The sequence below is a fragment of the Novosphingobium sp. AAP93 genome (assembly GCF_001296055.1).
In the GTDB taxonomy this organism is placed as follows: Bacteria; Pseudomonadota; Alphaproteobacteria; order Sphingomonadales; family Sphingomonadaceae; genus Novosphingobium.
The window spans coordinates 1-18,046 of sequence record NZ_LJHZ01000010.1; the positions used below are offsets into that span (position 1 = coordinate 1).

Consider the following 18,046-nt stretch of genomic DNA (forward strand, 5'->3'; position numbering starts at 1 on the left):
TGTGTCCGGGACAGGCTGTGCGTTCGTCAACACGCCCTCCCCCAGCCCCTCCCGCAGGCGGGAGGGGAGAGGTGCCGTAAGCCTCGTCATCGTAGACATATTCGGTCAGCCCATCCGCGCTCAGGACCGGACCACCACCCGCCCGGCGGTGCGCGAAGGGATCATGATCATCGGGGAGGCCGATATCCCGCTCCATGGGGATCCACCCGCGGCCAAAGGTGCTGCTGCTGTGCTGGTTCATGCCGTGCGACTCCCTGCGGAACATAGAGGGAACGTGGGTATGGCATGGATGGGGGTGTGTAGGACAGGGGAAAGCAACGTCGCTAGCAGCGACACAAATTAGAAGTGATCAAATCACTGTGACCGTCGATAAGATTCCGATGACATCATGTGAAATATATGAAAAATCATAGATAAATCATATAATGATAAAATATTTTCTAATTCGTTGCATCAATAACAGCTTGAATAACGATCTTTGCGTTATCAAATAATTCTCGGACTCTGACTATACCAACCGAAGGTGCATTCCCATGTGCGGCCTGATTACGGAGTGTATAAGCTGAACCAATCGCTTCAACAACCTCATCATGGTCATCGAGAAAGTCTTGGAATGAACGAGCCCACTTCAGATCAAATCTTTCGAGAAGTGATTTTATGGCAGGGCATTTAAAGTTAATTCCTATTTTGAAGTGGGACTTTACAAACTCCAACAAGCGCGGATGACCTCGGGCCTGAAGTCTATCCAGAATGATAACCTCCATGGATCGCTCAATATAACCGCAAATTTGAACTACCGCATAAACTCGAAGCTCACTCTGCAAATCTTCCGGAACATCATTTTTAACAATTCTCTTGAGATAGATATCTATCGCATTTTCGCGGTTAAATATCTCTAACCTCATGAGATTCAATACCTTGCGAAGGTTTCATTTACGATCCTGCGTCGTGCACGGACAGCATCCTCATCCGAAGTAGCACGCTCACAATATCTCATGTAATCTCGATTATTTGTGAGTTCATCATATGCCAACCTTAACACCTGCACATTAAGTGAAGTTAATCGCGCACCGATTGCAGGGAAAACAGAGTCGAACACCGCTGCATTCAACGGCCCATTTGGACGGAAAGCAGCAGGACCAAGAGCCTCCCAAACAAGCGAGGAAGCCTTCCTAAATGTAGCCCCCATATCCTGGAGTTCGATTTGTGATAACTTATTAAATTGAGCCGATTTATCATTAAGAAACTTCGCCATTGGCTTGTAATAATTATCGCCATCCCTCAGCATTGCAAAAAAACGTATTATTAATTCCTCATCTTTTGCTCTCTTATTTAAAGGACCAAATATATTGCGCCAATCATTGTATTCATTGAGGCGCTTCACGAGATCTATGAAACGACCCGCGCTAATACAATTACGAATTTCCTGGGGGGAAAGCCTAATTCCGCCAGAGTTTATCCTTTCAAAAACATAATAAATACTGTCCAAAACATCCATAGGACTGTCTTGTCGGAAGATAATTGCATGAACTATAGAATCATCTATCTTTAATTGGTCCGATGTGTCCAATTCGTCATATGACTTATTATTCCATGGCTCCCGCACACCAAGCAACCGGAACTTCTTTTCACCAAAAGTTCCGTCGTAAAATGCCTGAAGTGTCCGAAGTCTCTGCTGGCCATCAATGACTAAATGCTGATTGGTTTCCGATTCTTTGTAAAGAAAAATACTTGGAATTGGCAAACCCATAAGCAAAGATTCAATGAATCTAGATCCGTGCTTCTGAGACCAAACAAAGCGGCGTTGAAAGGATGGAATGGTAAACGCACCACCTCTCATCCTTTTCACGAGGGAGTCGACAGTGTAGTCCGCTCCATAGCTGGTTATAGAGAAACGTCTCGCGCCCTCCGGTTCGAGAAGAGATTCATCTTCAACACCCTCAGATAGAGCGATCTCGTATTCGTCACGCGATGCCACTTGGTCATCGTCGTCAAAGGTAATCCCAGCGCCAGACATTGCGACCCTCGTACTGCTCCGCCTTGATCATTCTACCTTCGATCCAGACCATGTCATACTGACATGAAGCTAGACGAAAGACCAGTGCGTAGGGCCGTGGTTACGATGACAGGTGGGGTTGGGTTGAGAAGTGCATCACCCCCCAAACTCCCGGGATGCAAGTGCTGTGGCCCTTGCCCGTCTTTCGACAAGCTCAGGATGAGCGGGAGGCTTTCTTTCCCTTTGGCGTGTGCCTAGCGGGCTGAGGCCCCCGCCTTCGCGGGGGTGCGGGAGGGTGGCCGTTCTGTGCTCCCGAGGGTGCCCCTCCACCACTTCGTGGTCCCCCTCCCCGTGCCAGGGAGGAATGGCCCCTCCGGCCCGCCTTCCTTCGACAAGCTCAGGATGAGCGAGCGGGCCACCTCCCCATTTGCCCCTTCGACAGGCTCAGGGAAAAATGGGGAGGAATGGCGGTCATTTCCAGGTGAAGCGGTAGCCGTAGGAGAGGCCGAGGGTGAACTGGTCGCGGCGGCCGCGCTCGCGGATGAGGGTGCTGTCGGCGGCGGCGTTGCCGAGGCGGTCGTACCCGGCGAGGAGGGTGATGGCGCCGTGCTGGCCGCGCTTGCCCAGCGGGCGGGTGAGCGTGCCGCCGACACCGGCGGAGACGAGGCCGCCATCGGTGCGGTAGGCGGGGAGGCCGGCGCGGGCGGCCTGCTCGGGGCTCACGCCGAAGTAGACCTGGGTGTAGCGCGCGCTGGCGAAGGTGCTGCGCAGGGCGAGCGAATAGCGGAAAGGCCCGGCGCGGTCGGCGAAGCGGATCGAGGGTTCGGCGACGACGCCCTCGTGCCCGCCGGTGCCGCGACGGACTTCGGCGCGCAAGGCGAGGCGGCGGGTCGGGCTATACTGCGCGAAGCCGCCGAACTCGACCGCGAGGGGGATGTTGCCGAAGCCGCGCAGCGCGTCGCTGCCGCCGGTGATGAGGAAGGGCGAGCCGCCGGTGCTCTCGCGCCGGCCGAAGCGCAGGCGGGCGATGGGGCCGATCTTCCAGCCGTCGCGGTTGATCGCGTTCCAGCCGAAGCCTTCCTGCACCGAGGCGAAGGCGACATCCTTGTAGGTGACGCGGATGTCCGGGAAGACCGAGAGCGCATAATCGCGCGAGCCCTGCCAGGCGGGAGCAAGGATGGGGGCGACGCCGACGGTGAGGCTCCACGTGGGGGTGGGCGGCGGGCCCATGGGGCGCTGCTGGGACGGGAGCGCGGCGGGCGCGGTCTGGGCGTAGGCCGGGGCGGCGAAGAGGGTGAGCGCGGCGGCGAGTGCGGCGCGGGGGGCGGTGTTCATGGGGCCGGGTCCTGACGGTTGCGTCTTGCGGAGCGGGGTTGCGACTGCGCGGCGCTTAGCAGGAGGGCGGCGGGGGTGCGTTGCTGCGGGGTGACGTATTGTTGCTTGGGGGCACGCGCTGAAAACCCCCTCACCCAACCCTCTCCCCCAAGGGGGAGAGGGCTTTTGGGCTTAGCGGGTGAGGAGCGGCTTCAGGTAGTGGCCGGTGAAGCTGCGGGGGTTCTTGGCGACCTGTTCGGGGGTGCCTTCCGCCACGAGTTCGCCGCCGCGCACCCCGCCTTCAGGGCCGAGATCGAGCAGCCAGTCGGCCGTCTTGATGACATCGAGGTTGTGTTCGATGACGACGACGCTGTTGCCCTGATCGACGAGGCGGTGGAGGACTTCGAGGAGCTTGCGCACGTCTTCGAAGTGGAGGCCGGTGGTCGGCTCGTCGAGGATGTAGAGCGTCTGCCCGGTGGAGCGGCGGGCGAGTTCCTTGGCGAGCTTGACGCGCTGCGCCTCGCCCCCGGAGAGGGTAGTGGCCTGCTGGCCGACCTTGACGTAGCCGAGGCCGACTTCGTTGAGCATGTGCATGCGGTCGCGGATGGGGGGGACGGCCTTGAAGAATTCCTCGGCGTCCTCGATCGTCATGTCGAGCACATCGGCGATGGAGAGGCCCTTGAACTTCACCTCGAGCGTTTCGCGGTTGTAGCGGCGGCCTTCGCACTCCTCGCAGGTGACGTAGACATCGGGCAGGAAGTGCATCTCGATCTTGATGAGCCCGTCGCCCTGGCACTTCTCGCAGCGGCCGCCCTTGACGTTGAAGCTGAAGCGGCCGGGCTTGTAGCCGCGGGCGGCGGATTCGGGGAGGCCGGCGAACCAATCACGGATCAGGGTGAAGGCGCCGGTGTAGGTCGCGGGGTTGGAGCGCGGGGTGCGGCCGATGGGGGACTGGTCGATCTCGATCACCTTGTCGCAATGTTCGAGGCCGGTGACCTTGTCATGCGCACCGGCGATGACGCGGGCCCCGTTCAAGGTGCGCGCGGCGACGGCGTGGAGCGTGTCGATGGTGAAGGAGCTTTTGCCCGAGCCGGAGACGCCGGTGATGCAGGTGAAGGTGCCCAGCGGGATGGAGGCGGTGACATCGCGCAGGTTGTTGGCACGGGCGCCTTCGACGGTGATCTTGAGGCCATTGCCCTTGCGGCGCTTGGCCGGCACTTCGATGCGGCGCGCGCCGGTGAGGTATTGGCCGGTGAGGCTGTTCGCGTTGCCGAGGATCTCGGCGAGGCTCCCCTGCGCGACGATCTCGCCGCCGTGGACGCCGGCACCGGGGCCGAGATCGACGATATGATCGGCGGTGCGGATCGCGTCTTCATCGTGCTCGACGACGATCACGGTGTTGCCGAGATCGCGGAGGCGCTTGAGCGTTTCGAGGAGGCGGTCGTTGTCGCGCTGGTGGAGGCCGATGGAGGGCTCGTCGAGCACGTAGAGCACGCCGGAGAGGCCGGAGCCGATCTGGCTGGCGAGGCGGATGCGCTGGGACTCGCCGCCCGAAAGCGTACCTGAAGTCCGGTCGAGGTTCAGATAATCGAGGCCGACGTTGTTCAGGAATCCAAGGCGCTCGTTGATTTCCTTGAGAATGGCGCGGGCGATCTGGCTCTGCTGCGGGGTGAGCTGCGCGTCCAGATTGGCAAACCATTCGACGGCGGCGGCGACCGAGAGGCGGGTGACGCTGGAGATGTCCGCCTGCGCGACCTTGACGCTGAGCGCCTCGGGCTTGAGGCGGGCGCCCTGGCAGGTCTCGCAAGGCTGCGCGGTCTGGAACTTGCCGAGCTCTTCGCGCATCCACGCGCTTTCGGTCTGCAGCATGCGGCGGTTGAGGTTGCCGATGACGCCTTCGAAGCTCTTCTGGACGGTGTAGCTCTTCTTGCCGTCGATGAAGGTGAGCGGGACGGCCTTGCCGGCGGTGCCATAGAGGATGACGACCTTGACCTCGCCCGGCAGCTTTTCCCACGGCGTTTCAAGGCTGAAGCCGAAATGCGCGGCGAGGCTGGCGAGGACCTGCATGTAATAGGGTGACGGCGGGTTGGACTTGGCCCACGGCACGACCGCGCCCTGCTTGAGGCTGAGGTTCTCGTTCGGCACGACGAGCTGCGGATCGAACAGCAGCTTTTCGCCGAGGCCGTCGCAGGCGGGGCATGCGCCTTGCGGGGCGTTGAAGCTGAACAGGCGGGGTTCGATGGACTCGATGGTGAAGCCGCTGACGGGGCAGGCGAACTTTTCGCTGAAGACGATGCGGTTGGCGGGAAGACCGGTCTTCTTCATGCCGGCCTTTTTGGAGCCGCCACCACCCCCAACCCCCTCCTCTGAAGAGGAGGGGGCTTTGCCGGCGCTCACCGCCTCGACCGTGGTGTCGGCCAGATCGAGGTAGACGAGGCCGTCGGCGAGCTTGAGCGCCTGCTCGAAGCTGTCCGCCAGGCGGGTGCGGAAGCCTTCGTCGCTCTGCTTCACCGCGATGCGGTCGACCACGACTTCGATGTCGTGCTTCAATTTCTTGTCGAGCGCGGGGGCGTCCTCGATGGCCATGAGATCGCCGTTGATGCGCACGCGGGTGTAGCCGGCGCGCTGCCATTCGGCGAGTTCCTTGCGGTACTCACCCTTGCGGCCGCGCACGACGGGGGCGAGCAGATAGGCGCGGGTGCCTTCCGGCAGGGCGAGGACGCGGTCGACCATCTGGGTGACCGTCTGCGCCGCGATGGGCAGGCCCGTGGCGGGCGAATAGGGAATGCCGACGCGCGCCCAGAGCAGGCGCATGTAGTCGTAGATCTCGGTGACGGTGGCGACGGTGGAGCGCGGGTTGCGGCTGGTGGTCTTCTGCTCGATCGAGATCGCGGGGCTGAGCCCGTCGATATGCTCGACATCGGGCTTCTGCATCATCTCGAGGAACTGGCGCGCATAGGCCGAGAGGCTCTCGACATAGCGGCGCTGGCCTTCGGCGTAGATCGTATCGAACGCGAGGCTCGATTTGCCCGAGCCGGAGAGGCCGGTGATGACGATCAGGCTGTCTCTGGGCAAATCGACGTCGATCCCCTTGAGATTGTGCTCACGCGCGCCGCGAATGGAAATGGTGCTGAGGGACATGGGGCCGGTTTGTTCCAGATTTGTTCGATTCCGGCAAGAGGCGCGCGGAGGTTTTGCGACAGGTGGGTGGCTGGGCAGTAATGCGCAAGGTGGCGGGAGGGGAAGAAAGAACCCCTCCGTCAGCCCTGCGGGCTGCCACCTCCCCATTTGTCCCTTCGACAGGCTCAGGGAAAAATGGGGAGGATCTTGCTTTAGAGGGAGAGCGCGCGGGCGGCTGCGGGGCCGGTCCACTGGGCGCGGACGCGCCAGACGTGTTCGATCACTTCTTCGGAGAGAGCGACTTGCGGCGGGCCGTCGGCGGCGAGGTGGCCGTTGTCGAGGACGATGACACGGTCGGCGTGGTTCATCGCGTGGGCGAGGCTGTGGACGACGAGGACGACTCCGCATCCCGGACCTTTGGCCTGATCGGCGAGCTGACGGAAATGGCGGAGCAGCGCGGCGGTGTGGGCGAGGTCGAGGCTGGCGAGGGGTTCGTCGGCGAGGATCCAGCGCGGCTGGCCGGCAAGGACGCGGGCGAGGAGGACGCGGGCGCGTTCGCCGCCGGAGAGGGTGTGGATGCCGCGCTGGGCGAGGTGAGCGCAATCGAGGGCTGCGAGGGCGGATTGCGCAGCCACTTCGTCTTCGGCGCGGGAGCTGCGGTGCGGCAGGCGGCCGAGGCGGACGAGCGCCTCGGCGGTGAGGTTCCAGGCGGGCTGTGCGTGCTGGGCGAGGTAGCCGATATCCTGCGCGCGGCGGCGCGGGGGGAGATCGGCGAGCGGAGTTTCGCCGAGCGAGACAGGGCCGGGTTCGAGACCGGCGAGCGCGCGCAGGAGGGTGGTCTTGCCCGCGCCGTTGGGGCCGCAGATCGCGGTGAGTTCGCCGGGGCGGAGGGAGAGGGAAATGTCCGTCAGGCGGCCGGGGACAGTGAGGCTATGAGCTGACAGGTTCATGCCAGCTCGCTCCTGAGCTGAAGGAGCAGGCGCAGGAAGAACGGCGCGCCGATGAGGCTCAGCGCGATGCCGATGCGCAGTTCACCGCCTGCGAGGGGGAGCAGGCGGCAGAGGCAATCGGCGAGGAGCAGGAGGAGCGCGCCGCCCAGCGCGCTGGGGAGGATCAGGCTGGAGGGGCGCTGGTCGGTATAGGGGCGCAGCAGGTGCGGGACGACGAGACCGACGAAGCCGATGATCCCGGCGGCGGCGACCCCAGCGCCCACGACGAGGCCGGTGCCGAGGACCATGAGCCAGAGCAGGCGGACGGGGTCCACGCCGAGCGAGCGGGCGGTTTCCTCGCCGAGGGTCAATGCATCGAGCGCGGGGGCGGCGCGGGCGAGGAGCACGAGGCCAAGCGCGGTCGGGGGCGCGGCGAGCGCCACATCGTGCCAGCTGCGGCTTTCGAGGCTGCCCATGAGCCAGGTGACGATCTCGCTGAGCGCGAAGGGATTGGGCGCGAGGCTGATGACCAGGCTGGTGAGCGCGCCGGACAGGCTGGCCAGCATGAGCCCGGCGAGCGCGAACAGGGTGGTGCTGTTGGGGCTGGACGCATTGCCCGCGATCAGCGCGAGTGCGGCCATGGCGAGTGCGGCGCCTAGCAAGGCAGCGACGGGGAGCAGTACGCCGAGGCCGAGCGCGAGGCTCAGCACCGCACCGAACGCGGCGGTGGGGGCGACGCCGAACAGGCCGGGGTCTGCCAGCGGATTGCGCAAGTAGCCCTGCATCGCGGCCCCTGCCCCGCCGAGGCCGGCGCCGATGATGAGGGCCAGTGCGGCGCGGGGCGCGCGCAGCTGCGCGAGGATGGTGATGGCGTTGGGCGCCTGGGGCGCGAAGGGGTTCAGCCAGACTTGTCCGGCGAGGAGCGACAGGGGGATGGCGATGGCGAGCGCTGCGACGAGGAAGGGGATGGGGCGGGTCATTTGCTCGCCATCCGTGTGGCCGCGACATGCCCTCCCCCAGCCCCTCCCGCAAGCGGGAGGGGAGAAAGAGTCCGCCGCACTTCGGCGAGGCGCTTGGCGGCGGGGATGATGGTGGGGCCGGCGCAGTAGAGCAGGCGCGGATCGAGCGGGGCGCGGGTGGTGGCCTTGAGGTGGGTGAGTGCGGGATGCTGGAGCGCGCGGTCGGAGCCGGCGGCAAGGATCACGCGCGGGGGATCGGCGAGGACGCGTTCGAGGGGGAGCTGGTCGGCCTGGCCGAGGCCGCGCGCGGCGGCGAAATTGGTGAAGCCGGTGCGGCGCAGGAGCTCGGCGATCAGAGTGCTGTCGCCGGGGACGATGCCGCCGGGCTCCCACACCAGGGCAGGGATTGTTGCGCGATCGGCGGGGGCGGCGGCGGCGAGCGCGGTATCGATGCGCTTGATCAGCGCTTCGCCTTTGGCGGGGTTGCCGGCGAGCGCGGCCAATGCACGGATCTGGGCGCGGCTTTCCTCGACAGTGCTGGCGATGCCGAGCGTTTCGAGGCGGAGGCCGAGGCGCTCGTAGGCCTTGGCGGTGGCGGGGGGGATGAAGGTGCCATCGACCACGACATCGGGATGGAGGGCGAGCACTTCCTCGAGCGTGCCGCGGGTCTTGGGGTATTGTGCTGCCTTGGCCGCGTCCATCGAGGCGGCGCGCGGGTCGGCGCTGTAGTGCGAGAGGGCGAGGAGCTGGCCGGGCCGCCGGGTGACTTCGGCGAGGATGGCGTCGGCGCAGGGGTTCAGGCTGACGATGGTGGGGAGGTAGTGGGTGGTGTCGCGCTTGGATTCGCTTTTGGGCTGGGGGGAGCAGGCGGTGAGCGCTGCGCATGCGGCCAGCACCACCCCCCGCCCCCCTCCTCTGAAGAGGAGGGGGAGCAGGGAGCGAACCCCTCCGACCCGCCTGCGGCGGGCCACCTCCCCATTTGCCCCTTCGACAAGCTCAGGGGAAAACGGGGAGGACCAAGTGGAGGGGTTCTGGTGCATCAGTAGCTCACTCTGAGGCCCGCGAAGGCGCCGCGGCCGAGGGCGTTGTAGCCGGCGGCGGTGGGGAGGCGGTTGTCGAAGACGTTTTCGACGCGGCCGAACAGGGAGACGCTCCTGTAGACCGGCAGGCTGGCGCGGATCGTCGCGACGGGGCCGCCGGGGAGCTTGGTGGTGTTCGACGCGTTGTCGAAGCTGGTGCTGGTGAGGCGCAGGTCCGCGCCGAGGGCGAGTCCGGCGAGCGGCGTTTCCCAATCGCCACTGACGGTGAGCGCGTGGCGCGGGCGGCGGGCCAGATCGTTGCCGAACTGGGCGCTGCCGGGGGTCAGATTGCGCGCCTTGGTATAGGTGTAGAGGCTGCGCAGGGTAAAGGCGGGGACCGGCTTCAGGGTGAGTTCGGCTTCGAAGCCTTCGGCGCGGGCCTTGCCGACGTTGTCGTAGGTGCCGAAGGGGCGATTGGTGCAAATGGCGCTCGTCTGGCCGAAGCAGGAGACGAAGGCGATCAGATTGCGGCTGTCGCGGCGGTAGAGCGTGACGGCGGCGGTGACGGGGCCGCTGCGGTACTCGAGGCCGGCGTCGTAGCTGCGGCTGCGTTCGGGCTGGAGTGCGGCGTTGCCGAAGTCTGACAGGAGCTGGAACAGCGTGGGGGCCTTGAAGCCCTCGCCGTAGCTGGCGCGCAGGCGGAGGTTTTGGGTCAGCTTGACCGTGCCGTTGGCGCCCAAGGTGGTCGCGTTGCCGAAGCGGCTGTGGTCGTCGTAGCGGACACCTGCGGCGAGCGAGGCGGCATCGGTGTACCAGCCGAGCATGGCGTGGCCGCTGGTCTGGCGCGCGGTCTGGCGGGCATCGAAGGTGCCGGAATAGCGCGTCCATTCGCTGTCCGCGCCGAAATCGAGCGCGAAGTTTGCAGGCAGCGTGGCGCGGCCGGTGAGATCGGCGCGGTGGCTGCGGCCGCGGTAGCCATAAGACGGCGCGGTGCCGAAGGTAGGGTCGTAGTAGTCGCGCTTGGTGTCGGAAAGCGCGAAGCCGGTGTTGAGCGTGAGCCTCGCGCCTTCGTAGCGCAGGCCCGCGCGGCCGGAGAACTGGCGGGTGATCTGGTATTCCGACGTATCGGCGAAGCTGTAGTTGGGCGGCGGGAAGCCATCGATATCGGTGCGGGTATCGGCGTAGCGGGCATTGGCCACGAACGCGAGGCCGGGCACGAGATCGAGGCGGGCCTTGCCGCCGAGGCGCCACTGGCGGAACCCGTCGCGTTCGGTGCCGGTGGCGGCGGCAGAGATGCCATCGGTGGTGGTGTAGCCGCCGGTGAGCGAGAGGGCGTATTTGTCCGTGGCGAGACCGGCGGACGCTTCTCCGGCGAAGCTGCCCCGGCTGCCGCCTTCGGCGCTGGCTTCGAGGCCGTTGAGCTCGCGGGTCTGGATGGCGATGACGCCGCCCAATGCGGCGCTGCCCCAGGCCACCGAGTTGGAGCCGCGCAGCACGTCGATGCGCTCGATGCCGCCGGTCGTCAGCGTGCCGAAATCGAAGCCGGCCCCGGGGGCGGCGACATCCTCGACGCGGACGCCGTCGATGAGGACGAGGACCTGCTCGCTATCCGAGCCGCGCAGGCGGACGCCGGTGAAGGCGCCGGGACCGCCGTTGCGGCTGAGCGTGAGGCCGGGGACCTGTTCGAGTGCGCGGGTGATGTCGGGGCCCTGCAGGCGGGCGAGATCCTGCGTGGTGAGGACGGTGATCGGCTGGCCGGTCTGGTCGATGCGCTGGGGGCTGCCGGTGGCGATGACGGTGATGAGGGCGGGGTCACGGCGCAGTGCGTCGGGGCCAACAAAGACATCTGTCGCGATGTCATCAGCTTGTTGTGCTAGAGCGGGCGCCGCCAGCGCGAGCGCTGCGCAGGCCCACCCCGCTGCGACTAGCTTCGCTGCGCTCAGCAAGTCTCGCGGCCCTCCCGCAGGCGGGAGGGCGTGCTTGTGCCGAACTGGCTCCCCTCCCGCTTGCGGGAGGGGTTGGGGGTGGGTTTTGTGACGTGAAATCATTGCATTTCTCCGCGGCCCATGGACGTTGCCGTCCATGGCGGGAGAAGACGCGGGGCCATAAGGCGCGCCGTCTCACGCATGCGCCCGGTACACCCCGCCCGGCCGCGGAACGACCACACACCGGCAGGTTTCCTGGCTCGCCCGGGGTCGTGGCCCCCTGCCCGCCTTCCCAGACCCTTGCGGGCCCAGTGGCATAGTGGACAGGGCGCTATCCGGGCACAGTTGCGGGGGCAGCTCCGGGTTTGCCAAGAACAGCTTGGCGTCCGGATTCCCTCTTAGCCCGCTCTCGCGGGCACCGGTGGCGTCGGGGGGCTTGGTAGCGGGACCTGCACCTTGGGGCAAGATGGCAGCGAAGGAAGAACCCCTCCGACCCGCTTCGCGGGCCACCTCCCCATTTGTCCCTGCGGGAAAAATGGGGAGGGAAGGAAGACTACCGCAGGTTTGGTGTTAACGGCTTCGCAGGGGGGTGTGCCTTAGCGGGACGGGGTGAAATGGCGGGATGCGGGGCGCGGGGAGAGGGTCTAGCGCTGGGTGGCCGCCTTGTGAGTCTGCCTGAGCTATGCCGCTGATTATCGACTACCGGCCGGTGAAACTGCCGCCCGAGGCCTTGGCGCCTCGGCGGGTGGCGGTGCCTGTTGCGCCGGTGGTCGAGCGGCCTCATGTTGAGGTTGACAGGCCCTCCCCCAACCCCTCCCGCAAGCGGGAGGGGAGCAATAGGGAAGACCCCTCCCCCCTTCGACAGGCTCAGGATGAGCGGAAGGGGAGCTTCAAGCGCTGGGCGGGAATCGCGGGTGTTGCCGTGATGGGCTTTGCGCTGTGGCTCGCGGGGCCGGGGTGGATCGCGCCGGGAGTGCCGACGGCAGCGGCGCGCGATGGGCTCCAGCCGTTCGAGCGGCCGGGCGACAGCTTTCCCGGCTCGGCGTTCTACTATCTGGCGAACGATGACACGGGGCTGCTGGCGCCCGATGCGGCGCGCACTGCGTGGGATGCGCAGATTCATCGGGACGATTCCATTCCGGTGACGGGGAGCGGCCCGGCGGCGCGGCCGATTTTCGCCCGGGGGACGAGTCTGGATCAGGGACGCGCGCTGCAGTGCCTGACGGCGGCGATCTATTATGAAGCGGCGAGCGAGCCCGATGCGGGGCAGCGCGCGGTGGCGCAAGTGGTGCTCAACCGCGTGGCGCATCCGGCCTGGCCCAAGACGGTGTGCGGCGTGGTCTATCAGGGATCGGAGCGGCCGGGCTGCCAGTTCAGCTTTGCCTGCGACGGATCGATGGCGCGGCGGCCAATGGCGGCGTTCTGGGAACGGGCGCGGCGGGTGGCGGCGGATGCGCTGGCGGGCTATGTCTATGCGCCGGTGGGGCTGGCGACGCATTACCACACCAGCGCGGTGCATCCCTACTGGGCGGACAGCCTGAGCTTCATCGGCACGATCGGCGCGCACCGGTTCTATCGCTGGAGCGGCGCGGCCGGGCGGCCCATGGCGTTCAACGCGGTCTATGCGGGCGGCGAGCCGGTGGCGGCGCCGCATCCGCGCACATGGACCCCGGCGGCGGCGGACGTGGCCGATCCGATCCAGCTGGAAAAGGCATTCGAGGCGGGGCGGATCGAGGCCCTGAAATCGATGCAAGCCGCGCAGGCCGCACCGGGGCGCAATACCGCCGCGTTCGGACAGACGCCGCTTCCGGACTACACGCAGCCGCGCGCGGCGGCACCGAAGTTTGCGCCCGCAGTCGAGGCGCGCGGCGGCGATGCACTGTATCGTGCCGGGCAGTTGCCGGGCGGTGCGGCGGTCAATCCCGCTTACGAAAATGCGGGCAAGTGGATTGCCCAGCCAGGTGGCTAGATTTAGTCCGATTCGGGGTTAGTTTGCCCGGAAAGGTCCATTTCGGCAGGCACCCACAACTCCTATAAATCTATGTTTTTTATATAGTTATTCTTCTCTAGGCAGGGTTATTGAGTCCTTTACCCTAAGGGCGAACGCGCTGTTCACTCCCGCCTGCTATACCCTGTGCATCGCCCAACCGAGGAGTGCTCGCCATGCTGCATTTTGCCCCGCGTTATGGGATCATTTCGCCTTGCCTGCATTGGGGCCCGAGCCGAAACGCGGTGCGCCCGCGCGCCCTGCGGATGCCGCGACCGGTGAACGACAATGATGCTGTAACCAAGCGCAGGGCCGGCACGAACCCCGGCAGCGCGCAAGACGATGCCCTGCTGGAAGCAGCGCTGCGCTTGTTTGGCGCGCATGGCCTGTCGGCGGCGCAGCGTGCGAGCGAGGCGGCGCAGATTGCTGCCGAAGGCGGCGACAATGCGGCTGCCGAATGGTGGATCGCGGTCTGCGCCATGCTGGACGGGCCGCTGGCAAAGGCGCTGCAGCGCCGGTTTGCAGCGCGGGCATCCTCGCAAGCTTGACGCCTCCACCCTCTTATTGATATTGCGAACTGTTATCACAAAAACCCGCGCAGTGCGGGTTTTTGCGCCTTGCAATCACCATCCCGCAGGCTTAGGTCGCTCCCATCCGTCTGGAATCCTTCCCGTCATTGCGGGACGCGGGAGGCCTAACGGCGGCAGCTCTTGGGCGGCCCGCATGGGTCGCAGGTCCCGCGTATCCGGGAAAGGATTGCAAAGGCATGGCTCGCAAGAAAATCGCGCTGATCGGCGCCGGCAACATCGGCGGGACGCTGGCCCACCTCGCGGCGCAGAAGGAACTCGGCGACATCGTGCTGTTCGACGTGGTCGAAGGCGTGCCGCAGGGCAAGGCGCTCGACCTTTCGCAGTGCGGCCCGGTCGAGGGTTTCGACGCGAAGATCACCGGCACCAACGACTATGCCGATATCGCCGGCGCGGACGTGATCATCGTGACCGCGGGCGTACCGCGCAAGCCGGGCATGAGCCGCGATGACCTGCTGGGCATCAACCTTTCGGTGATGAAGGCCGTGGGCGAAGGCATCAAGGCCCACGCGCCCGACGCCTTCGTGATCTGCATCACCAATCCGCTCGACGCGATGGTGTGGGCACTGCGCGAATTCTCGGGCCTGCCGCACAACAAGGTCGTCGGCATGGCGGGCGTGCTCGACTCGGCGCGCTTCAGCACGTTCCTGGCGTGGGAATTCGGCGTTTCGGTGCGCGATGTGACCTCGTTCGTGCTCGGCGGGCACGGCGACACGATGGTGCCGGTGGTCGAATACTCGACCGTGGCGGGCATTCCGGTGCCCGACCTCATCAAGATGGGCGCCTCGACGCAGGAAAAGATCGATGCGATCGTGCAGCGCACGCGCAGCGGCGGCGGCGAGATCGTCGGCCTGCTCAAGACCGGTTCGGCGTTCTATGCGCCGGCCGCTTCGGGCATCGCGATGGCGGAAGCGTATCTCAATGACCAGAAGCGCATCCTGCCCTGCGCGGCCTATGTCGACGGCGCTTATGGCGTGGACGGGCTCTACGTGGGCGTGCCGGTGATGATCGGCGCGGGCGGCGTGGAGAAGGTGATCGAGATCGCGCTCGACGACACGGCGAAGGCGAACCTGCAGGTTTCGGTCGACGCGGTGAAGGAACTGCTGGTGGCCTGCAAGGGCATCGACAGCTCGCTGGCGTGATTCTGGCGAACGGGGCGCGGATGGCCTGCCCGCAGCAGGTTCGCGCCCCGTTCAGATAAGTGGTTTTACGCAGGCCCCGGTGCGGGCTCCCTTCGCAGAGACATGGTTAAAGCGGCCAGTCTTGAGGGGTTTGCGTGGTTAGCGGATCGGGCGGCGCATTCCGTCCGTGGGAAAGCATGGTTTTCCGAAGCCCCAACCTCCCCGGGGCGAGAGGAGTGACATATGGGTTATGAAGAGCGCTCGTTCGAGGTGGACCTTCTGCAGGAGGGTCCGCAGGCGGGGCCTTCGTGGGCTTCGAAGCGCTGGCCGGTAAGCGACCCGGCAGCGGGCGACGATCTCACCCGCGCGCTCGATCCGATGGCGCTGAAGCAGGAAATCGCCAAGGCGGCCAAGGCTGCGGGTGCACCGCTCGATGAAGCGGCGCTGGAAGCCGCGGCGGGCGCCTCGATCCGCGCGATGATGCTGGTGCGCACCTACCGCGTGCGCGGGCATCTGGCGGCGGACCTCGATCCGCTGGGCCTTGCGCGGCAGGAGCTGCCGGCGGACATCACGCCGGAATATCATGGCTTTACCGGGCCCGACCTCGACAAGAAGGTCTTCGTCGGCGGCGTGCTGGGCCTGCAATGGGCCACCCCGCGCGAGATCGTGGCGGTGCTGCAGAAGAACTACTGCGGCAAGGTCGGCCTGGAATACATGCACATCTCCGACGTGGAGGAGCGCAAGTTCCTGCAGGACCGCATCGAGGGCGGCGACAAGAGCATCGACTTCACGCCCAACGGCAAGAAGGCGATCCTCGCGGCGGTGGTGCGCGGCGAGCAGTACGAGAAGTTCCTCGGCAAGAAATACGTCGGCACCAAGCGCTTTGGCCTGGATGGCGGCGAATCGATGATCCCGGCGCTGGAGGCGGTGATCAAGTATGGCGGCCAGCTGGGCGTGCGCGAGATCATCTACGGCATGGCGCACCGCGGGCGGCTCAACGTGCTGGCGAACGTGCTGGCCAAGCCCTACCGCGTGATCTTCCACGAGTTTTCCGGCGGCAGCGCGAACCCCGAGGATGTCGGCGGTTCGGGCGACGTGAAGTACCACCTCGGCACCAGCACGGACCGCGAGTTCGACGGGATCAAGGTGCACATGAGCCTGCAGCCGAACCCGAGCCATCTGGAAACGGTGGACCCGGTGGTGCTGGGCAAGACGCGCGCGCAGCAGGCGTTCCGCGAGGACATCGGGCCGGGCAAGCACAAGCAGGTGCTGCCCATCCTGATCCACGGCGATGCGGCTTTCGCAGGGCAAGGCATCGTGTGGGAGTGCCTCGGCTTTTCGGGCGTGAAGGGCTACAACACCGGCGGGTGCCTGCACTTCATCATCAACAACCAGATCGGCTTCACGACGAGCCCGCAGTTCAGCCGCGGTTCGCCCTATCCGAGCGATGTGGCCAAGGGCGTGCAGGCGCCGATCATCCACGTGAACGGCGATGATCCGGAAGCGGTGACTTTCGCGTGCAAGCTCGCGATCGACTACCGCCAGAAGTTCGGCCGCGACGTGGTGGTCGACATGTGGTGCTACCGCCGCTTCGGCCACAACGAGGGCGACGAGCCGAGCTTCACCCAGCCGCTGATGTACGCCAAGATCAAGCAGCATCCGGCAGTATCCGAGATCTATGCCCGCCGCCTGATCGAGCAGGGCGTGATCGACAAGGACTGGAAGGGCGAGACCGAGGACCGCTTCGTCGCGACCCTGGAGGCCGAATTCGACGCGGCGAAGAGCTACAAGGCGAACCATGCCGACTGGTTCGGCGGGCGCTGGAGCGGGCTCAACAAGCCGGCGGACCCGGAAACGGCGCGGCGCAACGTGGCGACCGGGATCGACCAGAAGCGCTTCGACGCGCTGGGCCGGACGCTGACGACGGTGCCGGAAGACCTCACCATCCACAAGACGCTGGGCCGCGTAATCGAGGCCAAGAAGCAGATGTTTGCCGAGGGCGAAGGCTTCGACTGGGCGACCGGCGAGGCACTGGCGTTCGGCAGCCTGCTGACCGAGGGCTTCAACGTGCGGCTTTCCGGGCAGGATTCGGGCCGCGGCACGTTCAGCCAGCGCCATGCGGTGTGGGTCGACCAGACCACCGAGCGCAAGTATGTGCCGCTGACCACGCTGCCGCATGGCAAGTTCGAAGTGCACGACAGCCCGCTGAGCGAGTACGGCGTGCTGGGCTTCGAATATGGCTATGCGAGCGCGGACCCCAAGACGCTGGTGCTGTGGGAAGCGCAGTTCGGCGACTTTGCCAACGGCGCGCAGATCATGATCGACCAGTATATCGCGGCCTCCGAAGCCAAGTGGCTGCGCGCCAACGGCCTCGTGATGCTGCTGCCGCATGGCTATGAGGGACAGGGGCCGGAGCACTCGTCGGCAAGGCTGGAGCGCTATCTCCAGCTGTGTGCCGAGGACAATATCCAGGTCTGCAACATCACCAGCCCGGCGAACTACTTCCACGTGCTGCGCCGGCAGATGCAGCGGCCGTTCCGCAAGCCGCTGATCATCATGACGCCCAAGAGCCTGCTGCGCCATCCGCTGGCGAAATCGAAGGCTTCGGACTTCGTCGGCGAGGGGCACTTCATGCGCATCCTTTCCGACCTCAATCCGGCGGCGGACGCGGATACCCGGCGCGTGGTGCTGTGCAGCGGCAAGGTGGCCTACGACCTGATCGAGGCGCGCGATGCCGCGGGGATCACCGATACGCAGATCATCCGGCTGGAGCAGCTCTACCCGTTCCCGGGCGAGCCGCTGGCGCTGCGCCTTTCGCGCATGACGAACCTCGAAGAAGTCGTGTGGTGCCAGGAAGAGCCGAAGAACAACGGTGCGTGGTTCTTCGTGGAGCCGCTGATCGAGGAGGCGCTGAAGGCGGCGGGCAGCAAGGTGAAGCGCGCGCGCTATGCGGGCCGTAGCGCGGCGGCTTCGCCGGCGACCGGCCTTGCCAAGCGCCATGCGGCTGAACAGGCCGCGCTTGTCAGCAATGCGCTTTCGCTTTCGGTGCGCGGCGAGTTGCGCCGGACCAAGAAGAAGGCCTGAACCCC

At 65.5% G+C, this 18,046-nt stretch carries 13 protein-coding genes and 1 riboswitch; of the genes, 4 read left to right on the forward strand and 9 right to left on the reverse strand.

Annotated features, from left to right (window positions below; genetic code table 11):
* The 9 genes from IP83_RS20790 to IP83_RS02000 form a co-directional block, all read right to left on the reverse strand.
* Nucleotides 1-241, reverse strand: a 241-nt coding sequence (locus tag IP83_RS20790; RefSeq protein WP_231624864.1) for a hypothetical protein, incomplete at its 3' end; no start/stop codon positions are given.
* A 199-nt stretch (nucleotides 242-440) separates the two neighbouring features.
* The gene (locus tag IP83_RS19790; RefSeq protein ID WP_156309539.1) at nucleotides 441-905 is read right to left on the reverse strand and encodes a HEPN domain-containing protein; all 465 of its coding nucleotides are present in this window, start codon (nucleotides 903-905) and stop codon (nucleotides 441-443) included.
* Nucleotides 906-910: 5 nt separating this feature from the next.
* The gene (locus IP83_RS19445; RefSeq protein ID WP_197274247.1) at nucleotides 911-1,978 is read right to left on the reverse strand and encodes a DUF262 domain-containing protein; all 1,068 of its coding nucleotides are present in this window, start codon (nucleotides 1,976-1,978) and stop codon (nucleotides 911-913) included.
* Between the two features lie 489 nt (nucleotides 1,979-2,467).
* Complete coding sequence (locus IP83_RS01975; RefSeq protein ID WP_054120535.1) at nucleotides 2,468-3,331, reverse strand: MipA/OmpV family protein; 864 nt, start codon at nucleotides 3,329-3,331, stop codon at nucleotides 2,468-2,470.
* A gap of 171 nt (nucleotides 3,332-3,502) precedes the next feature.
* The gene (gene uvrA, locus IP83_RS01980; protein ID WP_054120536.1) at nucleotides 3,503-6,451 is read right to left on the reverse strand and encodes an excinuclease ABC subunit UvrA; all 2,949 of its coding nucleotides are present in this window, start codon (nucleotides 6,449-6,451) and stop codon (nucleotides 3,503-3,505) included.
* 191 nt (nucleotides 6,452-6,642) lie between these two features.
* Nucleotides 6,643-7,380 carry an ABC transporter ATP-binding protein gene (locus IP83_RS01985; RefSeq protein WP_054120537.1) on the reverse strand — a complete coding sequence of 246 codons (738 nt, stop codon included), beginning with the start codon at nucleotides 7,378-7,380 and terminating at the stop codon, nucleotides 6,643-6,645.
* On the reverse strand, nucleotides 7,377-8,339 hold the full coding sequence (locus tag IP83_RS01990) for an iron ABC transporter permease (RefSeq protein ID WP_054120538.1): 963 nt from the start codon (nucleotides 8,337-8,339) through the stop codon (nucleotides 7,377-7,379). Before IP83_RS01990 ends, IP83_RS01985 begins: the two co-directional genes overlap by 4 nt.
* Complete coding sequence (locus IP83_RS01995; RefSeq protein ID WP_231624865.1) at nucleotides 8,336-9,217, reverse strand: ABC transporter substrate-binding protein; 882 nt, start codon at nucleotides 9,215-9,217, stop codon at nucleotides 8,336-8,338. The genes IP83_RS01990 and IP83_RS01995 overlap by 4 nt, the downstream gene beginning before the upstream one ends.
* Before the next feature lie 140 nt (nucleotides 9,218-9,357).
* Nucleotides 9,358-11,283, reverse strand: a complete 1,926-nt coding sequence (locus IP83_RS02000) for a TonB-dependent siderophore receptor (RefSeq protein WP_231624866.1) — start codon at nucleotides 11,281-11,283, stop codon at nucleotides 9,358-9,360.
* 206 nt (nucleotides 11,284-11,489) lie between these two features.
* Nucleotides 11,490-11,700: riboswitch (cobalamin riboswitch) on the reverse strand.
* 487 nt (nucleotides 11,701-12,187) lie between these two features.
* Between IP83_RS02000 and IP83_RS02005 the strand changes: the two genes are divergently transcribed.
* From IP83_RS02005 to IP83_RS02020, 4 genes are all read left to right on the forward strand, one after another.
* On the forward strand, nucleotides 12,188-13,231 hold the full coding sequence (locus IP83_RS02005) for a cell wall hydrolase (RefSeq protein ID WP_231624867.1): 1,044 nt from the start codon (nucleotides 12,188-12,190) through the stop codon (nucleotides 13,229-13,231).
* A gap of 296 nt (nucleotides 13,232-13,527) precedes the next feature.
* The gene (locus tag IP83_RS02010; protein WP_231624868.1) at nucleotides 13,528-13,797 is read left to right on the forward strand and encodes a hypothetical protein; all 270 of its coding nucleotides are present in this window, start codon (nucleotides 13,528-13,530) and stop codon (nucleotides 13,795-13,797) included.
* Between the two features lie 218 nt (nucleotides 13,798-14,015).
* Complete coding sequence (gene mdh, locus IP83_RS02015) at nucleotides 14,016-14,978, forward strand: malate dehydrogenase (RefSeq protein ID WP_054120541.1); 963 nt, start codon at nucleotides 14,016-14,018, stop codon at nucleotides 14,976-14,978.
* 222 nt (nucleotides 14,979-15,200) lie between these two features.
* Nucleotides 15,201-18,041: a 2-oxoglutarate dehydrogenase E1 component gene (locus IP83_RS02020; RefSeq protein WP_054120542.1), complete on the forward strand. Its 2,841-nt coding sequence runs from the start codon at nucleotides 15,201-15,203 to the stop codon at nucleotides 18,039-18,041.
* The last annotated feature ends 5 nt before the right edge of the window (nucleotides 18,042-18,046 follow it).